Genomic DNA, 26,688 nt, shown 5'->3' with positions numbered 1-26,688 from the left:
GTTACGGCCGACGGATCGGTCAAGCCGTGGCGGGCGTGACTTCCGGCACGGTACGCGACAGGCAGGTGCCGGGCTTCTCGCCCGGCGCCAGCGCATAGCAATACAAAGTGAGGCGTGCGCCGGTACTGCTTGCCTCACCGATATCCAGCGCGTAGCCGTGCAGGCGCACGATCGCACTGACGATACTCAGGCCCAGCCCCGAGCCCGCCGTGGTGCGGGTGTTGTCGCCGCGATAGAAGCGACGCGTCACGGCGTCGCGCTCGTCGGCGGGAATACCAGGGCCACTATCGATGATGTCCACTCGCGGACCGCGCTTGTCCATGCTGGCGCGCAGCTTTACCGCACCACCCGGCGGGGTGAACTTGATCGCGTTACCGACCAGATTGGCCAACGCCTCGAACAGCAGATGTGCATCGGCGCGCACCGGCGCCAGCGACTGCAGCTCCAGCTCGAACGGCTGGCCGCGATCTTCCGCCACCGGTGCGTAGAACTCGTGCACCTGCCGCAGTACCTGGCCGATATCCACTTCATCGAAGCAGGCTGCGCGATGGCGATCCTCCAGCTCCGATACGCGCAGCAAGGCGCGGAACCGCAGCAATACGGCGTCGATATCCACCAGGCAGGCTTCCACCAGCCCGGCCTCCGGCTGGCCCTCCAATTGCTGCTGCGTCCGATACAGTCGAGCGCGCAGGCGCGTGAGCGGCGTACGCAGGTCGTGGGCGATGTTGTCGCATACGCCTTTCACTTCATTCATCAGGCGCTCGATCTCGCCCAACATGGTATTGACGATGCCCGCCAGCTGATCGAGTTCGTCGCCGCGCCGGCTGACCGGCAGGCGCTTGGACAGATCGCCTTGACGAATCGGGTCGGTGGCTGCCTGAAGGGTGCGAATGCGCTTCTCCGGCCCGCGGCGAAGCAGGAAGCCGCCCAGCAGGCCCGGAATGATGGTCAATGACACACCCCACAGCAGGGCGCGACGAATGATCGCGCCGATGCCATCGATGGTGCTGGTGTCCTTGGCGATCACCAGGATGTCGCCATTGGGCAGCGTGTTCGCCAATCCGCGCGCCCGCACGCGCTCGGCATCGCGATCGGGGCGCGGCAACCCATGTTGCAGCAAATGCACCTGACCGTCGCGCGGCAATGAGCTGGGCAGGTGATCGATGTTGCCCGCCAGCGGCTGGTGGTCACGATCGAACAGGCCCACCGACATGATGCCGTGCGGATCGATGGCCGCCGCGGCGTCCACGGTTGTGGGCAGGCGCTCGGGATCGGTCGAGGCCATGTAGTGCATGCGCTGCACCAGCATCTGGTCGATCACGGTATTGAGGTAGCGCGTGGTTTCCCACTGGATCACCCCGACCAGCACGAAGCCCCAAAAGGCGAACAGCGCGCCATAGATCAGGATCAGCCGCGAGATGGCCGAATGCCAGGCGTTCGGTCGCGTATTCATGAGGTCACCGTCGTCTCGCGGGCCGCCAGCATGTAGCCGGTGCCGCGTACCGTATGGATCAGGGCCGTCTGGCCGGCGCCATCGATCTTTCGGCGCAGGCGGGCGATGTGCACGTCGATCACGTTGGTACCCGGATCGAAATGAAAACCCCACACCGTCTCGAAGATCATGCTGCGGGTGAGCACCTGGCCGCTGTTGCGCATGAGAAATTCCAACAGGCGGTATTCGGTGGGCAGCAGGGTCAGCGGCTGGCCGCCGCGATAGGCCACATGGCTGACCAGGTCCAGCTCCAGATCGGCCACGCGCAAGCGCTGTGCTGCCTGGGGCTGGCGACGGCGCAGCAGGACTTCCGCCCGCGCGGACATTTCATCGGGCGCGAACGGTTTGGTGAGGTAGTCGTCGCCGCCGGCGCGCAGGCCGCGCACGCGCTCGTCAACGTCGCTGAGCGCGCTGATCATCAGCACCGGTGTATCCACCTGTGCACGACGCAGCTCCGCAACCACGTCGATGCCGTCCAGACCGGGCAGCATGCGATCGAGCGTGATGAGGTCGTAGTCGTTCTGCAGCGCCAGGGTCAGGCCCTGGCGGCCATCGCCCACCCACTCGGCCTGCAAGCCGTGCACGTTGAGCTCGGCGACGATTTCGCGCGCCGTGGTTTCGTCGTCTTCGATGACCAGCACTCGGGGCATGACAGAAAGGTCAGGCAAATCCGGTCCAAGGGTACGGAGCCAGCCCTGGTTCCGCATAAAGCCAAACGGCCCCTAAGGGGCCGTTGGCATGTTACGCCGTTTGCTTGAATCAGGCGGCGAAGAGGCCGCGCATCTTCTTCATGGCATTGGCCTCGACCTGACGGATGCGTTCGGCGGATACGCCGTACTCATCGGCCAGATCCTGCAGCGTGGCCTTATCTTCGTTGAGCCAGCGGCGCTGGATGATGTCGCGCGAACGCTCGTCCAGCTTCTGCAGCGCATTCGACAGCGTGTCGAGCTGGTTATCGGCCTGGTCGGCGTCGGCCACGTTCTCGTACGGGTCGGCACCTTCGTCGATCAGGAACGCTTCCGGCGCCGGCTTGGCATCTTCGTCGGCATCGGCCGGGGCTTCGAAGCCAATGTCGCGACCGGACAGACGCGATTCCATTTCGCGCACGGTCGCTTCCGGCACGCCCAGATCCTTGGCCACGGTGCGCACTTCTTCAGCGTTCATCCAGCCCAGGCGCTTCTTGCTCTTGCGCAGGTTGAAGAACAGCTTGCGCTGCGCCTTGGTCGTGGCGACCTTGACGATGCGCCAGTTGCGCAGGATGAACTCGTGCATTTCGGCACGGATCCAATGCACCGCGAAGCTCACCAGACGCACGCCCTGGTCAGGGTCGAAGCGCTTGACGGCCTTCATCAGGCCGATATTGCCTTCCTGGATAAGGTCGGCGATCTGCAACCCGTAGCCGCTGTAGCCGCGGGCCACGTGAACCACGAAGCGCAGATGCGACATCACCAGCTGGCGAGCCGAGGCAAGGTCGTTTTCTTCGTTGTAGCGACGCGACAGCGTCTGCTCTTCATCTTGGCTGAGCACCGGAATCCGGTGGACCGCTGCGATATAGGCATCCAGACTGCCGACGACACTCGGCACCGGCAGGTTGGCGGTCACCAAAGCTTGAGACATGTGTGGAACCTCCTGAATGAGGGATCAGCTTAGCACTCGGATACTAAGAGTGCTAAAGGCACCGGCAAGTTCCGGCGCCTTTGATGAACTGAATAGTACAGGAATTTAGGCCGCCCGTCCAGCGGGCTTCCCAGGGGAGGTTGCACTATGGTCCGGCCGCGGTTCAGGTCCTGTGAAAGGCCTGTTCAGCCCAGCTCGGCCCGCGGCGGCAACGACCAATCGATGGGCGCCAGCCCGCGGCTTTCCAGGTACTGGTTGGCCGCCGAGAAGTGCCCGCAGCCGATAAAACCGCGGTGTGCCGATAAAGGAGATGGGTGTACCGAGCGCAAAACGCAATGCCGGCCGCTATCGATCAGCTGGCCTTTGCGCTGGGCGTAGGAGCCCCAGAGCATGAACACCAGCCCTTCCCGCTCCCGGTTCAGGGCGTCGATGGCTGCATCGGTGAAACCCTCCCAGCCCTTGCCCTGGTGCGAGGCGGCCATGCCTTGCTGGACGGTGAGCACGGCGTTGAGCAGGAGCACGCCGCGGTCGGCCCAGGGGGTGAGGCAGCCGTGATCGGGCACCGGGAAACCCAGGTCGCGCTTGATCTCCTTGAAGATGTTCTGCAGCGATGGCGGAGCCGGCACACCGGGCCTTACCGAGAAACACAACCCGTGCGCCTGGTTCGGGCCGTGATACGGGTCCTGACCAAGCATGACCACGCGCACCGCCTCGAACGGGGTGTGGTCGAAGGCGGCGAAGATTTCCGGGCCTTGGGGGTAGAGCACCTTGCCGGCCTGCTTCTCCTCACGCAGAAATTCCGACAGCGCGCGCATGTCCGGGCGGGCCAGGTAGTCGCCGATGCGCTCCTTCCAGGAGGGCTCCAGCTTTACGCGATCATCGGTCATGCCGCTTCACCGTGTTCACGCAGGTGCTGCGACACGCGCAACTGGAACAACAGCTTGGTCATCAATAACTTTTCCTCAATGGGCTTTTCCACCAGGTCGTTGGCGCCCGCGCGCAGCAGGGCGGCCTGGTTGGCGGGGTTCTCGTCGCCCGTCATCACCAGCACCGGCAGTCGGCCCTTGCCGTAGCCGTAGTCGCGGCGGATGCGCTCGAGCAGATCGCCGCCCGTGAGTTCGCCCTTCAGGCTAACGTCGGTAAGCACGATATCTGCCCCCACCCGCCCCTGCTCCTTGGCCGTTTCCAGCAGGGCCAGAGCGTCCTCGGCGCTGATCACGTGGCGCACGGTGAGGCCGTGCTTTTCCAGGATGCGCCGCGTGGCCAGGGCAACCACCCGGCTGTCCTCGACATAGAGCACTTCGCCTTCGGCCGAATCCTGCGGCCGCACGTAGCCGCGAATGAACTCGGCCAGCGCCTGGAATCCCAGCGACTTGTCGAAGTAATCGGTAACGTGCTCGCCCAGCGTGCGGTTGTGCAGGCGATCATCCACGTCGCCGGACACCACCACGATGGGCACATAGGCCTGGGCCGCCGATTCGCGCACGTGACGCGCCAGCTCAAGGCCGTCCACGTCGGGCAGGCGCAGGGCGATGGTAATGAAATCGAAGGCGCCGCCGTCCAGCAGCTCACGCGCCTGGGCACCGCTGCCAGCGCCGACCACCTCGGCCTCAGGCAACTCGGCCTTCAGCACGCGCGCGATCAACTGGCGCACCACTTTGGAACCGTCCACCACTAATACACGCGGCGCGGTTCCGATCACACGACTACTGAAGCTTCCGCTCATCCCCTGTATCCACGTCTAGGCCGGCCATCCCTGACGGCGCTCGTATCGGCGCACCCTCCCTGCGCCTTGAAGCCCAACGCCGGCTTACCGCGCCCACCCTCGCACGACCACGCGTGGGCAGGCGTGCGCCGGTGCACGGTTCAGGCCGCCTTGCGCAGCTGCCAGGCGCTGACCAGGCGCGCGCCCAGCCAGCCAAGCACGGCCGCTGCTACGGGCACCGCACCGAGCAACCACAACGGCAGCACATCGATGTGCAGCTTGCCGGCGTAGACCTGCCCCAGGCGCGCCACCGGATCGGCCAGTGCCAGCTCCACCAGCACGGCAAAGCCCGCGGCAAGCACGCCGCTGAACAGGCCATACCAGATACCGGCGTAAAGATAAGGACGGCGCACGAATGCCCGGCTTGCGCCCACCAGCATCAGCACACCGATCTCCTCGCTGCGGCTGGCAATGTCCACGCGTACCGTATTGCCCACCACCAGCAGCACCGCCAAGGCGAGCAGCGCGGCCAGAATAAGCACCGCGCGTTGGCCCACGCCCAGCAAGGCCTCCAGGCGCTGACGCCAGGTGCCGGCATCCTGCACCTGATCCACGCCGGAAAGACCATGCATGTCGCTCACCAGGCGATCCACGCTGTCGGCGCTGGCATCCGCCTTGGGCTGTACCTCCAGCACATAGGGCAACGGATTGCTGTCCAGCGTGTGCAGCGCACCGGAGAAGCCCTGCATCTTGGCCAGCTCGTCCATGCCCTGCTCGGGGGTTTTCACCGCCACGGCCGACACCTCCGGGCGCTCGCGCAGCTGCTTGGCCATGAGATGGGCCGACGCGGCGCTCTGTCCGGGCTGCAGGAACACGCTGATGGTCTGGTTCTGGCCCATCGCCTCGCCCATCTTCTGCACGTTGCCCAGCAACAGATAGAAGGTGAGCGGCAACGCCAGCGCAATGGCCATCACCGCCACGGTCAGCAAGGTGCCGACCGGGCGCGACATCAACCGGCGCAGGCTCGCGGCCGCACTCCAGCCATGATGCTCGCGCCAGCTCGCCACCGGGCGCGGGCGATGGCGACCGCCGCGCGAATGCGGCTCGGACAACAACGGGCTCTCGTTGAGCGGAATCTCCGGCTGCGTATTCACAGCACCTCCTGTGCGGCCACATCGGCAACCAGGCGCCCGTGATCGAGCACCACCACGCGCTTTCTCATGCGCTTGATCAGCGGCAGATCGTGGCTGGCGATCAACACGGTGGTGCCGATCGCCTGAAATTCGGCGAACAGGTCCATGATCTCCACCGCCAGCGAGGGATCGAGATTGCCGGTAGGTTCATCGGCAATCAGCAGCATCGGCTTGGCGACAATGGCCCGGGCGATACCCACGCGCTGCTGCTCACCGGCGGACAACGTGGCCGGCAACTGGCGCTCATAGGCCAGCAAGCCCACCTTTTCCAGCGCCGCGCGCACGCGCCTGGCACGCTCAACGGGCGCCATGCCGCCGATCATCAGCGGCAGTTCGACATTGGCGAACACGGTGCGGTCCATCAACAGGCGATGATCCTGGAACACCATGCCCAACCGGCGGCGCAGCTTGGGAATGCCCGCGCGCCCCACCTTGGCGAGGTTCTGCCCGTCCAGCGTGATAACGCCGTGCGAGGGGCGCTCGATCAGCCCGAGGAGTTTGAGCAGGGTGCTTTTACCGGCCCCGGAGTGACCGGTGACGAACGCCATCTCGCCAGCCCCCACTTCAAAAGAGAGCTGCGACAAGGCCTCGTGGCCGCCTTCATAGCGCTTACTGACTTGGTCGAAGCGGATCACCGCGTATCCCCGATCCCAGATACCGACAAGGATAAGGGATGCACGCTTGAAGGTCAGGGGCTTATTTCTGATAAGGCTGCCGGGATTCAGCCCACGACAGCCTTACGCCATTGCAACGCCGTGCGGCGATGTGCTCAGCGACCGGTGAAGAACCGGCTCAAGCGACGGAAGAAACCGTCTTTCTGCTTGGGCGCCACCGGCTCGGCACCCGCCTTGCCCGAGGTGATCGCCACGTGGCGCGACGGACGCGCATGAGCCGGCTCGGCCGCACCACGCTCGTGCGGCTGACGACGCTCGCCGCGCGAACCGCGACCGCCCTCGGCGGCTGCGTTCGGTGCGCTGCCGGCGGCGGGCGCTTCGCCATCGCGACGACGGTTGCGGCCACCACGACGGCGGCGACGCTTGCGCGTAGCGGCGTCGCCTGCCTCACCCTGCGCGGCCTCGGCGTCGACCACGGCCGGCGTTTCCACCACCACGGTTTCAGCCGCGGCCACGGCTTCAGCACGCGGCTTGCGCGGTTCACGCGGCTTGTCGCCACGCGTGCGCTCGCCGCTACGGCTGCGCGAACCACTGCGCGAGGAGCCGCCTTCTTTCTTCTCGCGGTTCTCCACCTTGTCACCAAAGGCGGCGCTGTCGGCGGCGGCTTCGGCCATGAACTGGGCGTCCTGCTCGCGCGGCTGCGGCATCACCAGCATGTCCGGCTCGATGGTGGCTACCGGAATACGCTGGCTGATGTAGCTCTCGATGTCCGGCAGGCTCATCGCGTAGAGGTCGCAGGCAAAGCTGATCGCGTCGCCCTCGGCGCCCAGGCGCGCGGTGCGGCCGATGCGGTGCACGTAGTCTTCCGCGTCCTGCGGCAAATCGTAGTTGAACACGTGGCTCACGGCCGGAATGTGCAGGCCACGCGCGGCCACGTCGGTGCAGACCAGGATGTCGAGCTGACCTTCCTGGAACCGCTGCAGCAGCTTCTGACGCTTGAGCTGCGGCACGTCGCCCGACAGCGCGCCCACACGATAGCCCTGACGCTTGAGGCGATCGGTGATCTTCTCGGCGGCAGCCTTGGTGTTGACGAAGATGATGCTGCGGGTGGGGCTGGTGCGCTCAAGCAGGTTGAGCAGCAACGGCATTTTTTCTTCCTTGGCCGGGAAGTACACCACCTGGCGCACGCGGTCGGCGGTGACGTTTTCCGTCTCCACTTCCAGCTTCTCGGCGTTGTGCATGTGCTCGTAGGCCAGTTCCAGCACGCGATGACTCAGCGTGGCGGAGAACAGCAGCACCTGGCGCTGCTCGCGCGCCGGCAGGCGGCGGAAGATGAAGCGCACGTCCTTGATGAAGCCGAGGTCGAACATGCGGTCCGCTTCGTCGATCACCATGACTTCGACGCCATCGAAGCCGAACACGTGCTGCTTGTAATAATCGAGCAGGCGGCCCGGCGTGGCGATGATGATGTCGCAGCCATCCTTGAGCTGCTGGCGCTGCTTGTCATAGTCGACGCCGCCGTAGATCAGCGCGGTGCGCAGACCGGTGTAGCGGCCGATCGCCTTGGCGTCCTTCTCGATCTGGATGGCCAGCTCGCGGGTGGGTGCAATCACCAGGGCGCGCGGGTCGCTGTCTTTGCGCTCGGCCACGGCGGGCGTGGTGAGCAGGCGGTTCATCATCGCGACCAGGAAGGCGCAGGTCTTGCCGGTGCCGGTCTGGGCCTGGCCCGCCACGTCGCGGCCCACGAGCGCGACCGGCAAGGTCAGCGCCTGGATCGGCGTGCAGCGGGTGAAGCCGGCCTCGTCGAGACCCTTTTGCAGCAGCGGATGAAGATCAAAGTTGGTGAAGAAAGTATCGGTAAGTACGGTTTGGGACATTTGGGTGGGATTAGGTCGTCGGGCGGGTGGCCACTACGCGGGCTACCCGGCTCCCCGGCGCTGAGACGCGTGCGGGAGCAGGTGGATGATCGGCACAGGACCGGGACGTGGGGGCAGGCGCAATCTCATCAGGCATTGCGCGTGCCGGCATCACGTGTCCCTGGCTGGCGCCGGGAGGGAGCGGCATTTACGGCAGCTCCGCTGGCATAGGTCAAAGGACTCTGGCGACTAACGCCATGATCCTCAAAGGAAAACCTTTCACCTATGTCAACGGAACCGCCTGCGGCCGCCCTTGAATCGCTTGAATCGTGCCCCGAGTTACGCTGGAATGGAGGCCTGCCGCAACGGCATCAGCCTTCTTCTACGGAACGACCCCGCGCTTCATGGGCGCCCCAGTGTAGCCGATGCTGGGCGCGTGGTCGTGAAACCCTCTTCCCGCCTACCTTCGGAGACCCCGGTGAGCGAACTGATTACCCACGTGAGCGATGACGCCTTCGAACAGGAAGTGCTCAATTCCGATACCCCGGTGCTGCTGGACTTCTGGGCCGAGTGGTGTGGCCCGTGCAAGGCCATCGCACCGATCCTCGACGAGCTGGCCAAGCAGTACGAGGGCAAGCTGCGCATTGCCAAGATCAACATTGACCACAACCAGAAGACGCCCCGGACCTATGGCGTACGCGGCATCCCGACCCTGATGGTGTTCAAGAACGGCAAGGTCGAAGCCACCCAGATCGGCGCGGTCAGCAAGGGTCAGTTGGCCCAGATGATCGACAAGGCCATCTAAGTTTCATCCACTTTTCCGTCCGTGGCGCTTTACGGCGCCGCGGAGCCGGTGCTAGATTTCCCGGGTCCGTCGGGACAGTCCTGTCCCCCGCGCCATTCGCGCAGCACACCCTCCCTCCTGTCATCTAACGGCGCCCCGCAGAGGTTTGCCCGTGTCCGATATCGAAAGCAAAGAAACCAACGACGCCAAGAGCGCCGACGCCAAGCCTGTGGCCGAGCCCCGTACCCGCGCTCCGCGCCGGTCCGCTGCCGCCGCGGCGGCCGCCGCTGAAGGCAAGGCCGAAAAGCAGGCTCAGCTGAATATGCCTCCGCTGCCACCGATCGAGCGCGCTGAACGTGCCGCACCGCCGGCCGAGGCCGCGGCGCCAGCACCCGCTCCCGCGCCAGCTCCGGCGCCAGCCGCCGACTCCGCCCCCCAGGGCGACGGTGGCCAGCGCCCCCCGCAGGAGGCCCGCGAAGGCGGCCAGCCTCAGCAGGGTGGCAACCAGGGCTTCAACAACCGCAATGATCGCAACGACCGTGATGGTCGCGGCCGTCGTCGCCGTCACGAGCGCAACCCGCAGCAGCAACAGCGCGGCCCGGGTGGCGGCGGTGGCAACCATCCGCGCAACAACAACGGCCTGCCGGTGGACGACGAGTTCGCCGATGCCGGCAGCAACGATCGCCTGATCAACCTGACCGAGCTCAAGCGCAAGAACGCGATCCAGTTGCTGGAATTCGCCGAATCGCTGGGCATCCAGGAAGGCGTCGCCCGCGCCCGCAAGCAGGACGTGATCTTCTCCATCCTCAAGGCGCATGCCCGCTCCGGCGGCGGCATCTGGGCCGAGGGTGTGCTGGAAATCCTGCAGGACGGCTTCGGCTTCCTGCGCTCGGCCGACGAGTCCTACCTGGCCGGTCCGGACGACATCTACGTCTCACCCAGCCAGATCCGCCGCTTCAACCTGCGCACCGGCGACTACATCACCGGCCGCGTGCGTCATCCGAAGGAAGGCGAGCGCTATTTCGCGATGCTCAAGGTCGACGACATCAACGGCGATCCGCCGGAGGCGTCGAAGAACAAGATGCTGTTCGAGAACCTGACGCCGCTGTTCCCGCGCAAGGCGTTCAAGCTCGAGCGCGGCAACGGCTCCACCGAAGACATCACCGGTCGCATTCTGGACCTGGTGGCACCGGTGGGTCGCGGCCAGCGTGGCCTCATCGTGTCCCAGCCGAAGTCCGGTAAGACGATGATGCTGCAGAACGTCGCCCAGGCCATCCAGTACAACCACCCCGACGTCCACCTGATCATGCTGTTGATCGACGAGCGTCCGGAAGAAGTGACGGAAATCGCCCGCACCGTGCGTGCCGAAGTGATCTCCTCCACCTTCGACGAGCCGGCCGTGCGCCACGTGCAGGTCGCCGAAATGGTGATCGAGCGCGCCAAGCGCCTGGTTGAGCACAAGAAGGACGTGGTGATCCTGCTCGACTCCATCACCCGCCTGGCCCGCGCCTACAACACCGTGGTGCCGAGTTCCGGCAAGGTGCTGACCGGTGGTGTGGATGCCAACGCGTTGCAGCGTCCCAAGCGCTTCTTCGGTGCGGCCCGTAACGTGGAAGAAGGCGGCAGCCTCACCATCATCGCCACCGCGCTGACCGACACCGGCAGCAAGATGGACGAGGTGATCTACGAAGAGTTCAAGGGCACCGGCAACATGGAAGTGCACCTGAGCCGCCGCATCTCCGAGAAGCGCGTGTACCCGGCCATCGACATCAACCGCTCCGGCACCCGCCGCGAGGACCTGCTGATCGATCCGGACCTGCTCTCCAAGATCTGGATCCTGCGCAAGCTGCTGCATCCCATGGACGAGCTGGCCGCGATGGAGTTCATGCTCGACAAGATGAAGAACACCAAGTCCAACGACGAGTTCTTCAATTCGATGAAGCGCTGATCGCGCCACACTCGGATCTCGCCAGGGCCGCCTTCGGGCGGCCCTGGTCGTTTCAGGGTAGCGGTGGATGCGTGCGCAGCGTGTTGCGACCGCCGGCCTTGGCGGCATACAGCGCGCGATCGGCGTGGCCCAGCAACACATCGCAGCGGCGCGATGACGGCCCCTCACGCTCGCCCAGCGTCGCCACGCCGATGCTCAGGGTCACACGGCAGTACGGGCTGGCCGGGTGCTCGATAGCCAACTCACGCATGTCATCAAGCACGCCCTGCGCCACCAGCACCGCCCCTTCGGCGTCGGTGCCCGGCAGGATCGCAATGAATTCCTCGCCGCCGTAACGCCCCACGAGATCGCCGTGGCGGCGCATGCGTGACTGCAATTGCAAGGCAACGCGACGCAGGCATTCATCGCCCTGCTGATGGCCGACGCCGTCGTTGTACTTCTTGAAATAGTCCACGTCGATCATCAGCACCGACAAGGGCACGCCAGCGCGCGCGCAACGGCCCACCTCCGCCAGCAGCACCTCGTCGATGCGACGGCGATTGGGCAGGCCGGTAAGGTGATCGTGGCTGGCATGGAACTGCCAATGGCGACGCGCACGCTCCAGCGCATCCTCTTCGCGCTTGCGCGCGGTGATGTCCACCAACACCGAGGCCACGCCCTGCACGCTTCCCCGCGAGTCATGAACAGGCTGCAGAGCCACCAGGTAACAACGCCCGTGGCATTGCACCTCGCGCTCGATACTGTCGATGCCGCCGTCGAAGCGGGCGAGATCGTCGCTCAGCTGGGCTTCGGACTCCGGCAGGTAATCCGACACATTGCCGCCGACCAGCGCCTGCGGCGTCAACCCATGAATGGCCGCATAGGCCGTATTCGCGGCCAGATAGACGCCATCTCGATCGAACACACCCAGCGCTGCCGGAATCGCATCCAGCAGCTGCTGCAAGGCAGTGGCCAGCGGACCAATGAACAGGCTCAGGTCGACCCCCAACCCTGCGGCATTCTCGAATGCGGCCGGACGTGGGCGGATGGCTAACGGTGCGGCGATCTCCGGATGCTCATGCATCAACGGCCGCGCCAGCGCGTGGCGGCGTGCATGCGGCATGGCCACCACGGTGCGCGCCCGCGACAGGCGACGCCACAGCTTGCGTAAACTTCGCTTCATGACCACGTCCTCAAACCCGGCGCCTACGTGCAAGCGACAGCGGGATCGGCGAACGGATGGCGGCGAAACGGCTCACCGCGGGGACATCCGGGCGGGCGAGGCATGGCATGCCAGATGCCGCGAAACCTCGCCAGCCGCCTCCATGCATGGTGCTCGGAACCGCACGGCAGAAGAATCGGAAAAATCCGACTCGATGGCTGCGACAGCGACGTCTTAGCTCGGCATAAGCAGGCAGCGCCGCAACGATGCGAGCGTGGCCGATGACTGCCGCGCCAGCGCACGTCGCACCAGCGGCGCCGCAAGCCGCCCCAGCCAACCGCGAGGAACCACTTGCAGCGTGTGCGTAAGATAGGTGCCCGCGCCATGATGACGCAGGGTAAAGTCGATGCCGATGCGCGCATGGCGACCTGCATACTCGCAGGTCAGCCGCACATCGGGCTCGCGCGCCACAATGCAGCCAAGCAGCACGCGATGGCGCAGCCAACCTTGGTAGAAGCAGCGCAAGCCGTCACCGACGGCGTTCTCGCCGCGCTCGTATTTCTGCACACGGATACAGCGATCCATCCACTGATGCGCACTGGAAAAGTCTTCGATCCGGGCGAACACCTGCGCCGGTGGTCGAGGCACAAATCCACTCTGGCTACAACGCAGCGCCATCGACCGCCATCCACCCATGCCCGCTCAGCGCATCAGGTGCTGAAAGGCGCGCAGGGTCACCAGCAGCACCACGGCGCCCAGCGTCGCCAGCAACAACGACGCCATAAAGCCGCCGCCCATACCCAGACCCAGCTGGTGCGACAACCAGCCGCCCAGGCTGGCGCCCAGCACACCGATCAGTATATCCACGACCAAACCATAGCCACCGCCCCGCACCAGCACACCCGCCAACCAACCGGCCAGCGCGCCAATCACCAGCCATACCAGCAGGCTGTGTTCCGCCATGATTTGTTGCCTCCCTCCGCACTTGTCGATAACGGCGGCGATCCACACATCGCCGACGCGCCCTCTGTCACATCCAAGCCAAGTACACCCGCGCAGCGATGCGGCGGGCCACGCCTTACGGCGCTTATTGCCATCCGCCTGCTGCATGCTGCCGGCATGCCGGCGGATGGCTATTCAGGAGGTCGACATGGATCCCGACAAACCGATCAGGGGTTACAACGGTTTGTCGCCAGCGTGCTCGCCGACACATGCCATCCTTGTCATGCGGGAAACCGCGATGTGGACGGGAAAATGCACAGCGTGATCGCTGCGCCGTTCCCCCACACGGCCTTGGAGTGCATTTGACGGGTTATGCGGAGACGGTGGAATCAGAATATTCCTACTGACGTCACGATCTAATACGACTAAGGCGACTGGCGACTCACAGCAGGCCGATCATGCGGGCGTAGTCGTAGAGTTGCTTGTCGCTTTCGAGGTTGAGCTTGCGCATGGCATCGCGCTTTTGCTGGCTGATGGTCTTGACGCTTCGCTCCAGCCGACGAGCGATCTCCGACACGGTCAACCCTTGCGCCAGCAGGCGAATCACCTCGACCTCGCGCCGCGACACTACCGGCTCGTTACCGTTGGGATACATGCCTTCGATCTGCCTGCGCATGCGCTCGCTGAGATAACTGCGACCGGCGCGAATCATGTCGATAGCCAGCAACAGCTCCTTGGCCATCGCCATCTTGTCGACCACGGCGCGCACACCCACGCTGATCATGTTCTGCACCAGGGCCGGGTTGCGCAGCATGGTGAGCACCAGGATGGGCAGTTCCGGGTAGCGATCGCGCACAAGCTGAAGCAAGCTCAGCCCATCGAAACCTTCCACATCGGCGGGCATCGAAAAATCGGTGATAAGCAGATCGCAGGGCGTGCGGGCAAGCAGATCCAGCAACTCCGGCCCATTGCGGGCCTCGCCGACCACGGACAAATCGTGTCCATACTCCCGCAACGAAGTCTTCAGTCCGATCAGGACAACCGGATGATCATCGGAAATTACGATCCGCACACTACCCCCTACCTACAGCCGATCAATGCGCAGGCCCTATCGTTAAAAGCTTATTCGCCGGCTTGACTTATCGCTGGTGTTTGTGACCGCGCCAGCCCAAAGGTAGCATGAACGCCGGAATCCACGACCAACCGGACCTCAGCTCCGCCCAGCGGGCTCGCATGATGCGCATTGACACCTTAACGCGACCGTTCTTGCGGCGGCCCCCACGAGCGGCCCGTCGTGCGCTGGCATTGGCGACGCTGCCTTGGTTCGACAACGAAGCGGTGGCGCTGTCGCCGGTAACGCTTGCCCTGGCGGCACTGCTGATGCTCACCGCCATCGCTGCGTTTGTGTTGGCGTGGTTGCTGCGGTCACAGCTGCGCGAAAGCCGCCGACTGCAGGAACACGCGCAGACGCAGGCGATGCTGCACCAGGAAACACTGGATGCACTGCCGCTGCCAGTGACACTACGTACGCTTGATGGCCGTGTCATGACACGCAACCGGCGCAGCATCGAGCTTGCCGGCAGCGAACAGAGCGCGACGGATGCCTTGCGCGGCGACGCCTTTGCGGACGCCAAGGCAGCGGTGTTGCAAGGTGCGAACTATCGCCAGGAAGTGCAGATTCCCGCATCGGATGGCGGCAGCCACGCAGCGTATCTGTGGGTGCATGCCCTGCGCGAGGGCGGCCAGGCACGCGGCTACGCTACCGCCCTGCTCGACATCAGCGAGTTCCGCGATGCCGAGCAAGATGCGCGGCAGACCGAACAGCAATTGGCGGATATCGCTCGCTGCATGCCCATCGTCGCGCTGGTGCTACAGGTCCATGCGGACGGCGCACGCCAGCTACGCTTCGTTACCGGCGACACGGTGGCACTGTTCCACCTGGATGCCACGGAACTGCGCGACGCCCAAGGCCTGCTGCGGCTGGACAGTTTGCGCGATCGCGTGCATCCGGATGATCTGCCGGCTTTCATGCGCGTGCTGGACATCGCCTTCGACGCGGCGCCCGTGCGCACGCTCGATTTCCGCACCTTCGGCGCGCATGGACAGCGCTGGATTCACGCCACCGTGGCTTCGCTGCCAGACGATGCCGGCGGTGGGCGCTTGCTCGGCTACTTCATCGATACCACCGAGCAGAACCTCCGCAACGAAGCGTTGCGCATCGCGCGCGACGTGGCGGAGCGCGCCTCCAAGGCCAAGGCCGATTTCCTCGCCAGCATGAGCCATGAGATCCGCACGCCCATGAACGGCGTGATCGGCATGCTGGAACTGCTGGGCCGCACGCCCATCGACGCGGAGCAACGCGAACTACTGCGTTCGGTGGAGGATTCCGCCAGCGCGCTGTTGCAGATCCTCAACGACATCCTGGATTTCTCCAAGCTCGAAGCGGGGGATCTTCGCCTCGATCCCACGCCGTTCGACGTGCGCAGCTGGCTCGACCAGGTGGCAGGCGCCATGGGACCCATCGCGCGCCACAAGGGGCTTGCCCTGCGCTTTACGGTGGCGACGGAAGTGGCCGGCCAATTACGTGGCGACAGCATGCGGCTGCGCCAGATCTTGCTCAACCTCACCAACAACGCCATCAAGTTCACCGAGCGCGGCAGCATCACCGTGCGCGTGGGGGTGACCGGCGACAGCGGCTCGCAGCAGCAGCTTGCGCTCAGCGTTACCGACACGGGCATCGGCATCGCCGCGGATAAGCAAGCCACCCTGTTCCAACCCTTCGCTCAGGCCGAAAGCTGGACCAGTCAACGCTACGGCGGCACCGGGCTGGGCCTGGCCATCTGCAGCCAGTTGGTGGAACTGATGGACGGCCGCATTGCGTTGAATAGCGAACTGGGAGTCGGCACCACCGTCACCGTCGAATTGCCGCTGCCGGTGATCGAGCGCGCTACATCGACACCTGCCGCATTGCGCGGCCGCCATGCCATTGTGCGCGTGAGCTCAGCGGTCACGGCCAACAGCCTCGAATCGCAGCTGCGCGCCGCCGGCATGACGGTGGAACGCATCGACCCCCGCCAGCCGCTGCGCGCAGGCATGGCCGCCAGCCTGCTGTTTATCGACGCGAATGATGCAGCCAGCGCCGAGGGCATCGATTCGCATGTGGTGCAGGTCACCGATGCCGTGGTGGCCAGCCTTGATAGCGAAGGCCCGACCCTGCTCGAAGCCCAACCCCTGCGTTGGCGCGCCATGCTGCGAGCCTGCTTGCGCGCGCTTGAGCTGGATGACGCCGACGCGTTGCCGCCAGCGGGGCCGAGCGCTGCACCCACCTTGCCGCAACTGCGCGGCGATGTCTTGGTCGCCGAAGATCATCCGGTCAGCCAGCGACTCATCGCCCGTCAGCTCGCCCTGCTCGGACTCAATTGCGACATCGTCGACAACGGACGCGATGCCCTGGAAGCCTTGCACGGCGGCGGCTACGCGCTGCTGCTCACGGACGGCAACATGCCGCATATGAGCGGCTACGAGTTGGCCCAGGCCTGGCGCGCTTTCGAGGCGGCCAGCGGCGCGCCCACCCGCCTGCCCATTCTGGCGATGACCGCCAATGCCTTGAGCAGCGAAACAACGCGCGCTCGCCAGGCGGGCATGGACGACGTACTCAGCAAGCCACTGCAGCTGGCGACACTCAGCGAAACGCTCAGTCGCTGGCTCGGCGCGCGCGCACCCGCGGGCGTCACCAACGACGACAGCGAGGATTTACGCCACCTGTTTGCGGACGTCAGCGAGGGGGACCTGCGCCAATTGCGCCACCACGCCGGCCAGCAGGATCTGCTAGCCGCCACCCAGACCATGCACCGCCTGCTCGGTGTGCTCCCCCTCTTTGCCGACACCCCGCTGCTGGCCGAAGGACAGCAGTTGTTCGAAGCCCTGCACGAGCCTGCCCAGGCCGCCACGGCGCTGCCCGCGCTGGTCGGATTCGCCGACCGCGTAGAGCAACTTCTTACGAGCCTGCGCCACCCCTAACCTGTGATCTAGTTGGCATTCTTCGAGGCGTCCACGACAATGGGGCAGCCGTGGATCACTGCGTCGGTACGGGAAAGGGACACCGCCGCCGACGACGGATGGAGTGACCGCGGTAAAGGGGTACAGGAATGTCGAGGTTTTCATGTCATACCGGACCTTCGGGTCGGGCACTTCGCGCCATCTGGCGCTGGCTGCCCTGCTGTTCGCGACACTAACCGCCGCCTTTGCCCCATCCGCGCCTGCTGCACCGGCCGACTGGAACTACCGGGTACGTCCAGGCGACAACCTGTGGGACCTGGCTGGGCGCTACCTCAAGCCCGATGTGCCTTGGCAGAAGCTGCAGGACTACAACCAGGTCGGCGACCCATTGCACCTGCCACCCGGGTCCACCATGCGCTTCCCGGTGGGCTGGCTGCGTCAGGCCCCCGCCCCCGCCCGGGTGATCGCGGTGATCGGCCACGCCCAGGCGCAGGACGCCGCCGGCACTACCGTGCCGGTCACCACCGGCATGTCGGTGGGTTACGGCAGCACGCTCATCACGCAGGCCGATACCAGCCTGTCGCTAGACCTGGCCGATGGCTCGCGCGTGCTGATGCAAAGCGATAGCGAACTCGTGCTCGATCGCCTGAGCGCCTATGGCCGCACCGGCATGGTGGACACCCGCATGCGGCTCAAGCGCGGCCGCGTGAGCAGCGATGTGGTGCCCCTTAACGGCAGCGCCGCGCGCTTCACCGTGTCCACGCCCAACACCATCTCCAGCGTGCGCGGCACGCACTTTCGCGTGGTCGCCGACGAAAACGACGGCACCGCGCGCACCGAGGTGGTGGGCGGCCATGTCGATGTAGGCAACGCCAAGCGACACGTGATGGTCGACGGCGGCAAGGGGGTCGCCACCGCCGCCAACGCCACGCCTGGCCAGCCGGCCAGCCTGTTGCCGGCGCCCGTGCTGGATTGTCCGCGCCAGCCACTCGGCCAGTTGCCGGCGAGCATCCAGTGGAAGCCGCTGGAGCAGACCGCGCACTATCGCATCCAGGTGGCGCCGAGCGAACGTTTCGAGGCGCTGGTGCTCGACCAGGTGGTCGATACACCACAAGCCAACCTGCCAGCCATGCCCGATGGTCCGCACGCCTTCCGCGTGCGCGGCATCGACGGTGATCGCCTGGAAGGCCTGGACGCCACCTGCGTGTTCACCGTGGCCGCGCACCCGCAACCGCCACTGATCCTGGAGCCGCAACCCGGCGCCAAGGCACGCGACACCCGCCCGAGCTTCCGCTGGACCGAGAGCGAAGAGGCGGTGAGCTACGCTTGGGAACTTGCCGGCGATGAGGGCTTCAGCCATCCGCTGGCCAGCCAGCCACAACTCACCGGCAACAAGACACGCGCTCCGGAAACGCTGCCTTATGGCCACTATTTCTGGCGCATCGCCAGCCGTGACAAGGACGGCAAGCTAGGCCCGTACACCAGCGCGCTGCCCTTCGACCTGGTACCCGAACCGCCCGCGCCCGCCCCGGGAGAGCCGCAGCACCAGCACGGCGATTTCGTGCTGAGTTGGCCGGCTGGAACGCCGGGCCAGCGCTATCACATCCAGTTGGCACGCAAACCGGACTTCAGCGAGGTCGGCGTCGACGAAACGCTGGACAAACCCGAGCTGAGCCTGCGCAAGCTCGCTTCCGGACGCTGGTACGCACGCGTGCAGACCATCGAGACCGACGGCTACGCCGGCCCCTGGAGTGCCGTGCAACGCACCCGCGTGCCATGCACGGCCTGTCGCTGGGCTGCGGCCGGTGGCGGCGTGGTGCTGCTGTGGCTGGTGCTGTAATGACGCGGCACGCCGGCTGACGCGATGACCGTGGCCCTGCCCTTGCTCCAACGCATGCTCGCATGGGTGATGGGCTTTGCCGCCCTGGTGCTGCTGCTCGCCAGTGGCATCGCCGAACCGCTGGACCGCTCGCTGTACGACGCGCACATGCGCTCCTGGTCGTATGCCACCGGCGATCAGGTGGTGATCGTCGCCATCGATCCGCAGAGTCTCGCCCAGTTGGGCAACTGGCCCTGGGCGCGCTCGGTGCATGCCCGGCTGGTGCAACGCCTGACGGAAGCGGGCGTGCGCGGCATCGGCATGGATGTGACCATGGCCGAGCCTGACGTGAGCCATCCGGAGAACGATCGCGCTTACGCCGAGGCCATTCGCCGCAATGGTCACGTGGTGATGCCGGTGTTCGCCGAGGCCGCCGAGCTGGGCGGCGTGCTGGAAGAAGTGCTGCCCACCAGCGACATCGCCCGCGAAGCCTCCGCCCTGGGCCACGTGGATGCCTCCAAGGATCCGGACGGCATCGCCCGTGGCGTCTACCTGAACGCGGGTTTGGGGCAAGCACAATGGCCCGCACTGGCGCTTGCCCTGTTCGCGCAGGATCAAGCGGGCCAAGCCATCGCCTTGCCCGGATTGCGCAGGCCCCATGGCGAAAGCTATTCGCCCTATCAGTGGGTGCGCGATAACTACGTACTGCTGCGTTTCGCCAGCGCCGCCGGCGCCTTCAATCAGGTGTCCTATATCGACGTGCTGGAAGGACGCGTGCCCGATGCCTTGCTCAAGGGGCGCTGGGTGCTGGTGGGCGCGACCGCCGCGGGCCTGGGCGATCAATTGGCCACTTCCGCCTCCGGCATCAACGCACCCATGCCGGGCGTGGAATACCAGGCCAATATCCTCGAATCGCTGCGCAACCATCGGCTGATCACGCCACTCAACCTGCCCGCGCAACTGCTCATTGGCGGATTGCTGCTCGCCGCGCCGCTAGCCTTGCTCGGCTGGCCGTGGTTCCAGCGACGCTGGCGGTTGGCAACGGTGACGCTGTTGGCCATTCCGCTGGGCAGCCTGCTGCTGTTGCGCCTCGGCTACCTGTGGTGGCCACCGGGCGCCTGCCTTGTGGTGGCGGCACTGGGCGTGGCCGCTCAGGCCACCCTCGCCCAGTTCGAACGTCGTCGCGCCGCCCGCGCGCCACCTCTCGCGAAAACCTGGTGGCTAGACGAAGCCCAGCCGCGCTGAGGCAGCCCGGGCGGCGTTGATCCGGGCGTCCCTAGCCCCTTTGGTCTATTCCAAGCGCTGCGCATACCCTCCACATTCGCTGGACCGCCCGGACAACCCGCTCAGATGGACCCTCGCATGGCTCAGGCCATGGGTACGTCGCATCGGCGGCTACTCGACGACCGGAACGGAACACGTCATGCGCCCATCAATGCTTGCTCCCAGACTTGCCACCGATGGTCGGCGGCGTTTGGCGGAATCTCCCCTGCGCATGCCGGTCGCTTGCCACACGCAGCCGCCATGAAGCGGCGGATGCGTCACTCCACGTGGTGAAGCGCAACCGTACCCATCACTCCGCAGAACATCCTGCACAGGAGATTCCCATGAAGCACACCATGCTCTGGCTGTCCGCAGCCATGGCGCTGGGCTGCGCCCTCGCCGCCTCCGCCGCCGACACCACCAAGACCACGGTGATCCGCGATTACACCGATAGCGTGGCGCCTGCCGACCAGGAGGCCTACGAGGCCGGCATCAAAACCTTCAATCAATGCCTGAGCCAGCACGGCTTCAAATACACGTGGACCGCTTGGACGCATGAAACCGGCGATACCTACGCTTACTCCTATACCAGCGATCCGCTGCCCTGGTCGGCCTTCGACGCCATGCAGGCGGCCGGCAAAGCCTGCGACCCATCCTTGCGCAGCAACGTCAATCCGCACCTGAAAAGCGAAACCAGCGCTTTCCTTGAACAGCATCCCGAGCTCAGCTATATGCCCGGCGCCGTGGCGGGCAACTGGCCGCTGATCGAAGTGATCTACTTCAAGCTCAAGGCCGGTCATGAGCCCCACGACACGTTTGTCGATGTACTGAAGAAGATCGCGGCGGCCGCCGAGAAGTCCAAATGGACCAACCATTACATCGTCCACGAGCTACTGAATGCGGGTGAAGAGGCCCCCGACTTCATCGTGGTGATCCCTGCCAAATCCTGGGCAGACCTGGGCAAAGACCCAGACACGCCGCTGTGGTCCATGGTGGAAAGCGTCTACGGCAAAGCCGATGCGCAAGCGATGCGCAAATCGCTCAACGATGCCCTCACGAGCCAAAGCTCGCATATCGATAGCTACAACGCCGAACTCACTTACAAAGCCAACGGCAAGTAAGTCCACGGGCGCCTCAACGACAAAGGCCGCCCCAAGGGCGGCCTTTGTCGTTGGCATCACGCGCACATGGCGGCTAGTGCACAGGTGCCTTGACCTTGCGAAAGCGACGCTCCTGCACCACCCACATGGCCATGCCATAGCCCAGGCCCGCCAGCAGCCACAACGCGGCCGACTGCGCGTGGGACAGCCGCGGATGCGGAATCAGGAAGGTCATGATGAGGAACATCGGCACGCCGTAGAACAACAGCCCGCTGCGCAGTACAAAGCGCCACATGCCCTGCTGTCGGATCTTCGCCCACCGATCAAATTCTTTCGCCCGCATGCATCCTCTCGCTGAAACCGCGTCCTTATGGACGTCACCCATGGAACGCATGAGCGTCCCATGGGTTGAATGGCCAGGGTCTGAACGTTAGAACTCGGTCCAGGCATCCCCATCGGTAACCAGCTCCGCTTCGGGGCGGCGACGAGGCGCCGGTCCGCCCTGATCCTGCCGGGCCGACCGTTCGATCAGCGCGGACACCGTCTTGGCGACCGGGCGCGATTCGCCCGCCTCACCCTGTACGGTGAAGTAGGCCACCTGGTTCATCAGCACGTGCGACAGATCCAGCGTATTGCGGCTGGCGGCACTGGCCTCCTCCACCAGGGCGGCATTCTGCTGCGTTACTTCGTCCAGCGTCACCACGGCATTGTTGACCTGGCCGATACCCGCGGACTGTTCCTCGGAGGCCGCTGCAAACACCTCGATAATGGTGCTGACTTCACGCACGTCGCCGGCAATGTCATTGAGCGCGCCACCCGTGCGCTCCACCAGTTCCGCACCTTCGGCCACCTTCTCGCTGGTACCCTGGATCAAGGTCTTGATGCTCTTGGCCGCCACGCTGCTGCGCTGGGCCAGATTTCGCACTTCGGTTGCCACCACCGCAAAACCTCGCCCCTGCTCGCCGGCACGCGCCGCTTCCACGGCGGCATTGAGTGCGAGCAGGTTGGTCTGGAAGGCGATCTCATCGATCATGCCGACAATCTCGCCCACTTCCTTGCTTGCCGCGGTAATCGCCTGCATCGCGCCCACGGCGGACCCGGCGATCTCGCGTCCCTCCTCGGCGCGCTTGCGCATGCGCAGCGCCATATCGCGCGCCTGGTTGGCGCCTTCGGCGTTCTGCTTGACGGTGGCTGCCAGCTCTTCCATCGAGGCAGCCGTTTCCTCCAGCGAACTGGCCTGCTCCTGCGTACGCTGCGACAAGTCATCGTTACCCTGCGACAAGTCACGCGCGGCCGACGTCACCTGCTCCGCCACATCGCGCACCTGGGTCACGATACTGGTCAGCTGGCGGTCCATCTCGCCGAGCGAGCGCAAGGTGTCACTGAACTCGTCATTGCCGCTGACGGCCGTGGCGTTGTTGAGCTTACCCTGCTGGATCGCGCCAGCCAGTTCACGGGCCTGCGTCAGCGGACGAATGATGGCGCGAATCAGCGTAATCGCCACACCCAGCAACACCAGCACGCCGATCACCAGCACGGCGAGGGACAGCTTCCAGGTCGTGCCAAAGCTGCGCGCGGCATCCTCCGACGCATCGGCGGCCTGCTTCTCGTTCACCGTGATGAGCTCATCGATGATGGCAGTGGCCTTGGTCATGCCATCGGCGACAACGGTCGTATGCATGCGCCGTGCTTCATCGATCTTGCCGGCATCGAGCAGCTCAGCCTCCTGCTTCACCAGCGGGCCCAACTCGCCACGCAGGGCGTCGAATTTCCGGGCGGCGACACGTTCGGCATCCGAGGACACCATACTCGGGTAGTACCGGCTCCACGCTGACGCCATGTGCTTTTCGTCGTCGGCGATCCGTGCCGCCACGCCACGCTGGGTGGGATCGATCAACGAACGGTTGAGCCCCAACCGTTGATCCACGATGGCCGAACGCGCGTCACTCACCGCGACGATGGCCAGTACATTGGTGCGATACATATCGTCGACCATTCGATAAGTGCTGCGCACCCCGAACAGACCGACCAGACCCACGACCACCGCAATGGCCAGGGCAACGGCCATGGCGGCGACAATTTTCAAGCGAACGGTAAAGCGCATTGTGACTCCCCAAGGAAGGGTGGATCACCCCCCAAGGTGGTATCGGCTTTCGCAGGGCTTCCTTGACCAGCAACATTTTGCGTTTGCGTGATCTGGCGCACCGTTCGCACGCCCTGGCTGTCGCATCGAGGTTGATATTTCGCGCCGGGCCGAACGGCGACAGAGGCTCAGAAAACGTGCTCGACGGTATCGGGAAGACGCACCCAGGGGTGCATGCATTCCTCGAACACGGAGATGGACGGCGGCGGAAAATCCTGACGCACAAACGCGCCTATCGGCACGCCGATCACGCCTGGCGCCTGGTCCAGCCGGTAGTACACGGAGGCTCCGCACACCGGGCAGAAATGGAATGTGGCCTTGCCGCCGGAATCACCTTCACGCACGTATGCCGTGGCGTTGCCGCGAATGACGATGCTCTCTTCGCGAAAACGCGCCTGCACGCCGAACACGCTGCCGGTACGACGCTGGCAGGCATGGCAATGGCAAATGGAGATGCGCAATGGATCGTCGGTGGCGCGCAGCATCAGCTGACGGCAACTGCAGGTGGCAACATGCTGCGGCATGAAATGGGTTCCGTCGGTGGAGATGTCACGGATGGTCAACACGGCGCTCACACGATCTCCAGCGAAATCCACCGCATGGGATGGTAAGCGAGCCGCGCACCTTAGCGCATTCCCTGGTAGGCGGATCGGCGCAACGTGTTACGGTCGGGCCTCACCCAACCAACGGAGCCCCACTGTGCGCCACCTTTTTTCGTGGTTGTCCGCCGTCCTGCTGGTACTGTCCGCCACCGTCAGTTCGCCACTCGCCGCGCAATCGCTGCGCGTCATGAGCTTCAACGTACGCGTTCCCGTCGCCGCTGACGGCCCCAATCGTTGGGAGGCACGCCGCGACTTGATGGTGCGCACCATCCGCGAACAGCATCCCGACCTCATGGGCACGCAGGAGCTGCACCAGGAACAGGGCGACTACATCGTGGCCAAGCTGCCTGAATACACGTGGTTTGGCATCGACCGTCGCGGCGGCCACAGCGACGAGCACATGGGCGTGTTCTACCGCAAGGACGTATTGGTGCTGAAGGAATCGGGCAACTTCTGGCTATCCGACACGCCAGACCAACCGGGCAGCATCAGTTGGGGCCATCCGCTGCCGCGCATGGTGACGTGGGCACGGTTCGAGGTGAAAGCCACCGGCCGCACGTTCTATTACTACAACACGCATATGCCCTATCGCAGCGAGGATGAACCCGCACGCGTCAAGGGTGCCAAGGAAATACTTAGTCGCCTCGCGCAGCTGCCCAAACAGGTGCCTTTTGTGCTCACCGGCGATCTGAACACCGACACCAGCAGCCCCACCTATGCGCTACTGACCCAGCAATTGGTGGATACGCGCACCGTGGCGCCCACGGTGGAAGGCCCGGAGAAGACGTTCCACAACTTCACCGGCACGCCGGACCAGCGCATCGATTTCATTCTGGAGCGCGGCTTCACGCCGACTGACTTCATCACCGTCACGACGCAGCGGGATGGCCGCTACCCATCCGATCACTTCCCAGTGCGCGCGGATCTCACGTTCAATCCGCGCTGACACAGCAGGCAAGCATCCGATCAGGAATAGGTCAGGGCCATCTCGCGATGGGACCATCGTGTCGCCCTGGCCGCGCCAGCGTCGCCGACACCCGCGCTGCCTTCATCGGCAATCACCCAGGCCGCGCTGGGGGTGACACGCAGAGGGTTATCGGGGCGGTTCATGCATAGCGTTTCGAGCCAGCGTGCGCCACGGATCGAGACGTCATCGTGCGATGGCGCGGCCACGAATAAAGCACCGCCGTCCTCTATCCAGGGAGCCAGCGCGGCGCGCGACCCCACATCTCCGATCGCCAGGTTCACCACGGACACACCCGGGTAACGACGCCGCGCCACCACCATCGTCACGGATGCATCCACCCGCGCTGTCTCTCTTACCAGCACCAGCACCGGCGTGACATGAGCCTGCTTTGCACTGCCGATGCATCGCGCCAATGCCTCATTGTTCACGTCGGCAGCGCAGCTTGTCACCAGGCATAGGGTTCGCAGGTTGGCGATCGCCGCAACGCCGTTCTGAAGGTCATGCGACGGGTCGTGATACAGCGACTGCCTTGGCAGCCTTGCCATCACGTGGTCACGGGAACGATCCAACAACAACCAATCGCCAGGCACGGCATCGCCTTCTGGCCAGGCGAGCGCATGGCAACCGCGCGAGGAATACATAGTCAGCAAACCGGCGTGCTCGGCCATGACACGCGCCGGGTAACCCGCCTCGAAATCGGTCAGCGTGAGAGAAGCCGCAAACTCCGGCCGCCAGCCGAGCTGGTGCAGCGAAAACGTCCTGTCAGACATGGGAAACCCTGGAATCTTGGAAAGCGCGGCCACGCGAATCGGGGCCGAACGAAGCGCCAGGGTGCGAAGCGGGAGATGTCAGTGCGCCAGCGAACCAGCTGGCGAAACGATCAGAGACGCGACGACCCGGCGGAGGTTTCTACAACAATCATGGTTCATTTCCTCCTTGTGGCTGGGTTGACGGGATGCGCAGAGTATCCACGCCACCCACCGCTTGCAAGTGCTTATTTTCGTTAGGTCTGACGCAAGCCGGAGCACACGCCGGCGTATGCGCGACGCGGCGGGCGGCGGGCGGCGGGCGGGCACCGCGCCATATCGCCTGGGCCGACGAGCGGCCTGCGCCTCACAGCGTAATCGTGCCTTCCAGGTAGAACACACAAGCCCCTTCCAGCTCCACGCGCTCACCGCGTAGACGACAACGCAGCTCGCCGCCGCGCGAGGAGGCTTGATAGGCAAGCAACGCCTGCTTACCGAGCTTGCTCGCCCAGTACGGCGCCAGCATGCAATGCGCGCCTCCCGTCACCGGGTCCTCGGGAATGCCCTTGGCTGGAGCAAAGTAGCGACTGACCATGTCATAGCCTTGATCGCCCGGCGCCGTCACGATCAGGCCCGGACTGTTCCACAGCGCGATGGCCGCCAGGTTCGGCTGCAACCGGCGTACCGTCCGCGCACTGTCCAGCACGGCCAGGTAATTGAACTCGTTGCCGAGAAATTCCAGCGGCTCCACACCAAG

Annotated in this window: 24 protein-coding genes; 7 read left to right on the top strand and 17 right to left on the bottom strand. The window is 65.0% G+C overall.

Features of this window, described 5'->3' with window-relative positions; all coding sequences use genetic code 11:
• Window positions 1-19 precede the first annotated feature (19 nt).
• The 8 genes from JHD67_RS15005 to JHD67_RS14970 all read right to left on the bottom strand — a co-directional run bounded on the left by JHD67_RS15005 (window position 20) and on the right by JHD67_RS14970 (window position 8,498).
• A complete protein-coding gene (locus JHD67_RS15005; RefSeq protein ID WP_199100032.1) occupies window positions 20-1,453 on the bottom strand; it encodes a HAMP domain-containing sensor histidine kinase in 1,434 nt (477 codons plus the stop codon).
• Complete coding sequence (locus tag JHD67_RS15000) at window positions 1,450-2,142, bottom strand: response regulator transcription factor (RefSeq protein ID WP_199100043.1); 693 nt, start codon at window positions 2,140-2,142, stop codon at window positions 1,450-1,452. The genes JHD67_RS15005 and JHD67_RS15000 overlap by 4 nt, the downstream gene beginning before the upstream one ends.
• A 109-nt stretch (window positions 2,143-2,251) precedes the next feature.
• Entirely contained in the window at window positions 2,252-3,109 is an 858-nt protein-coding gene (rpoH, locus tag JHD67_RS14995) for an RNA polymerase sigma factor RpoH (RefSeq protein ID WP_199100031.1), read from the bottom strand.
• A 185-nt stretch (window positions 3,110-3,294) separates the two neighbouring features.
• Entirely contained in the window at window positions 3,295-3,996 is a 702-nt protein-coding gene (ung, locus tag JHD67_RS14990; RefSeq protein WP_199100030.1) for a uracil-DNA glycosylase, read from the bottom strand.
• On the bottom strand, window positions 3,993-4,835 hold the full coding sequence (locus JHD67_RS14985) for a response regulator (protein ID WP_199100029.1): 843 nt from the start codon (window positions 4,833-4,835) through the stop codon (window positions 3,993-3,995). Before JHD67_RS14985 ends, ung begins: the two co-directional genes overlap by 4 nt.
• A gap of 140 nt (window positions 4,836-4,975) precedes the next feature.
• Window positions 4,976-5,929, bottom strand: coding sequence for a permease-like cell division protein FtsX (gene ftsX, locus JHD67_RS14980; RefSeq protein ID WP_233171928.1), 954 nt, complete (start codon window positions 5,927-5,929; stop codon window positions 4,976-4,978).
• A 35-nt stretch (window positions 5,930-5,964) separates the two neighbouring features.
• Window positions 5,965-6,642, bottom strand: a complete 678-nt coding sequence (gene ftsE / locus JHD67_RS14975) for a cell division ATP-binding protein FtsE (RefSeq protein WP_199100028.1) — start codon at window positions 6,640-6,642, stop codon at window positions 5,965-5,967.
• Window positions 6,643-6,776: 134 nt separating this feature from the next.
• Complete coding sequence (locus JHD67_RS14970; protein WP_199100027.1) at window positions 6,777-8,498, bottom strand: DEAD/DEAH box helicase; 1,722 nt, start codon at window positions 8,496-8,498, stop codon at window positions 6,777-6,779.
• A gap of 457 nt (window positions 8,499-8,955) precedes the next feature.
• Between JHD67_RS14970 and trxA the strand changes: the two genes are divergently transcribed.
• Together trxA and rho are read left to right on the top strand one after the other, a co-directional pair.
• The gene (trxA, locus tag JHD67_RS14965) at window positions 8,956-9,282 is read left to right on the top strand and encodes a thioredoxin TrxA (protein ID WP_199100026.1); all 327 of its coding nucleotides are present in this window, start codon (window positions 8,956-8,958) and stop codon (window positions 9,280-9,282) included.
• 151 nt (window positions 9,283-9,433) lie between these two features.
• Complete coding sequence (rho, locus tag JHD67_RS14960) at window positions 9,434-11,209, top strand: transcription termination factor Rho (RefSeq protein WP_199100025.1); 1,776 nt, start codon at window positions 9,434-9,436, stop codon at window positions 11,207-11,209.
• A gap of 52 nt (window positions 11,210-11,261) precedes the next feature.
• On the opposite strand, the gene JHD67_RS14955 is transcribed toward rho, so the two are convergent.
• The 4 genes from JHD67_RS14955 to JHD67_RS22925 all read right to left on the bottom strand — a co-directional run bounded on the left by JHD67_RS14955 (window position 11,262) and on the right by JHD67_RS22925 (window position 14,364).
• Complete coding sequence (locus JHD67_RS14955; protein ID WP_199100024.1) at window positions 11,262-12,371, bottom strand: GGDEF domain-containing protein; 1,110 nt, start codon at window positions 12,369-12,371, stop codon at window positions 11,262-11,264.
• Window positions 12,372-12,584: 213 nt separating this feature from the next.
• A complete protein-coding gene (locus JHD67_RS14950) occupies window positions 12,585-13,028 on the bottom strand; it encodes an SRPBCC family protein (RefSeq protein ID WP_199100023.1) in 444 nt (147 codons plus the stop codon).
• A gap of 24 nt (window positions 13,029-13,052) precedes the next feature.
• Window positions 13,053-13,313: a GlsB/YeaQ/YmgE family stress response membrane protein gene (locus JHD67_RS14945; RefSeq protein ID WP_199100022.1), complete on the bottom strand. Its 261-nt coding sequence runs from the start codon at window positions 13,311-13,313 to the stop codon at window positions 13,053-13,055.
• 421 nt (window positions 13,314-13,734) lie between these two features.
• A complete protein-coding gene (locus tag JHD67_RS22925) occupies window positions 13,735-14,364 on the bottom strand; it encodes a response regulator transcription factor (RefSeq protein ID WP_199100021.1) in 630 nt (209 codons plus the stop codon).
• Window positions 14,365-14,597: 233 nt separating this feature from the next.
• On the opposite strand from JHD67_RS22925, the gene JHD67_RS14935 reads away from it, so the two are divergent.
• The 4 genes from JHD67_RS14935 (at window position 14,598) to JHD67_RS14920 (ending at window position 21,494) form a co-directional block, all read left to right on the top strand.
• Window positions 14,598-17,312, top strand: a complete 2,715-nt coding sequence (locus JHD67_RS14935) for an ATP-binding protein (RefSeq protein ID WP_199100020.1) — start codon at window positions 14,598-14,600, stop codon at window positions 17,310-17,312.
• Between the two features lie 142 nt (window positions 17,313-17,454).
• Window positions 17,455-19,131 (top strand): FecR domain-containing protein, encoded by a 1,677-nt coding sequence (locus tag JHD67_RS14930; protein ID WP_199100019.1) that lies wholly within the window; start codon window positions 17,455-17,457, stop codon window positions 19,129-19,131.
• A 24-nt stretch (window positions 19,132-19,155) separates the two neighbouring features.
• Window positions 19,156-20,355 (top strand): CHASE2 domain-containing protein, encoded by a 1,200-nt coding sequence (locus JHD67_RS14925; RefSeq protein ID WP_199100018.1) that lies wholly within the window; start codon window positions 19,156-19,158, stop codon window positions 20,353-20,355.
• Between the two features lie 362 nt (window positions 20,356-20,717).
• Entirely contained in the window at window positions 20,718-21,494 is a 777-nt protein-coding gene (locus tag JHD67_RS14920) for a hypothetical protein (RefSeq protein WP_199100017.1), read from the top strand.
• Window positions 21,495-21,567: 73 nt separating this feature from the next.
• Here the strand turns inward: JHD67_RS14920 and JHD67_RS14915 are convergent, their stop codons facing one another.
• From JHD67_RS14915 to JHD67_RS14905, 3 genes are all read right to left on the bottom strand, one after another.
• Complete coding sequence (locus JHD67_RS14915) at window positions 21,568-21,816, bottom strand: hypothetical protein (protein ID WP_233171922.1); 249 nt, start codon at window positions 21,814-21,816, stop codon at window positions 21,568-21,570.
• 87 nt (window positions 21,817-21,903) lie between these two features.
• Window positions 21,904-23,577, bottom strand: coding sequence for a methyl-accepting chemotaxis protein (locus JHD67_RS14910; RefSeq protein WP_233171921.1), 1,674 nt, complete (start codon window positions 23,575-23,577; stop codon window positions 21,904-21,906).
• 167 nt (window positions 23,578-23,744) lie between these two features.
• Window positions 23,745-24,191: a GFA family protein gene (locus tag JHD67_RS14905; protein ID WP_343214380.1), complete on the bottom strand. Its 447-nt coding sequence runs from the start codon at window positions 24,189-24,191 to the stop codon at window positions 23,745-23,747.
• Window positions 24,192-24,315: 124 nt separating this feature from the next.
• Here JHD67_RS14905 and JHD67_RS14900 point away from each other — a divergent pair, with 124 nt between their 5' ends.
• Window positions 24,316-25,164 carry an endonuclease/exonuclease/phosphatase family protein gene (locus JHD67_RS14900; protein ID WP_343214379.1) on the top strand — a complete coding sequence of 283 codons (849 nt, stop codon included), beginning with the start codon at window positions 24,316-24,318 and terminating at the stop codon, window positions 25,162-25,164.
• Window positions 25,165-25,184: 20 nt separating this feature from the next.
• Here JHD67_RS14900 and JHD67_RS14895 read toward each other — a convergent pair whose 3' ends face one another.
• Window positions 25,185-25,955, bottom strand: coding sequence for a hypothetical protein (locus tag JHD67_RS14895; protein WP_199100016.1), 771 nt, complete (start codon window positions 25,953-25,955; stop codon window positions 25,185-25,187).
• A gap of 343 nt (window positions 25,956-26,298) precedes the next feature.
• On the bottom strand, window positions 26,299-26,688 hold a 390-nt coding region (locus JHD67_RS14890; RefSeq protein WP_199100015.1), incomplete at its 5' end, for a PhzF family phenazine biosynthesis protein.

The organism is Dyella sp. ASV21, from assembly GCF_016428975.1.
Taxonomy (GTDB): Bacteria; Pseudomonadota; Gammaproteobacteria; order Xanthomonadales; family Rhodanobacteraceae; genus Dyella.
The sequence above is the reverse complement of the archived record's forward strand: the minus strand, read 5'-3'. Positions and strand labels throughout refer to the sequence as shown.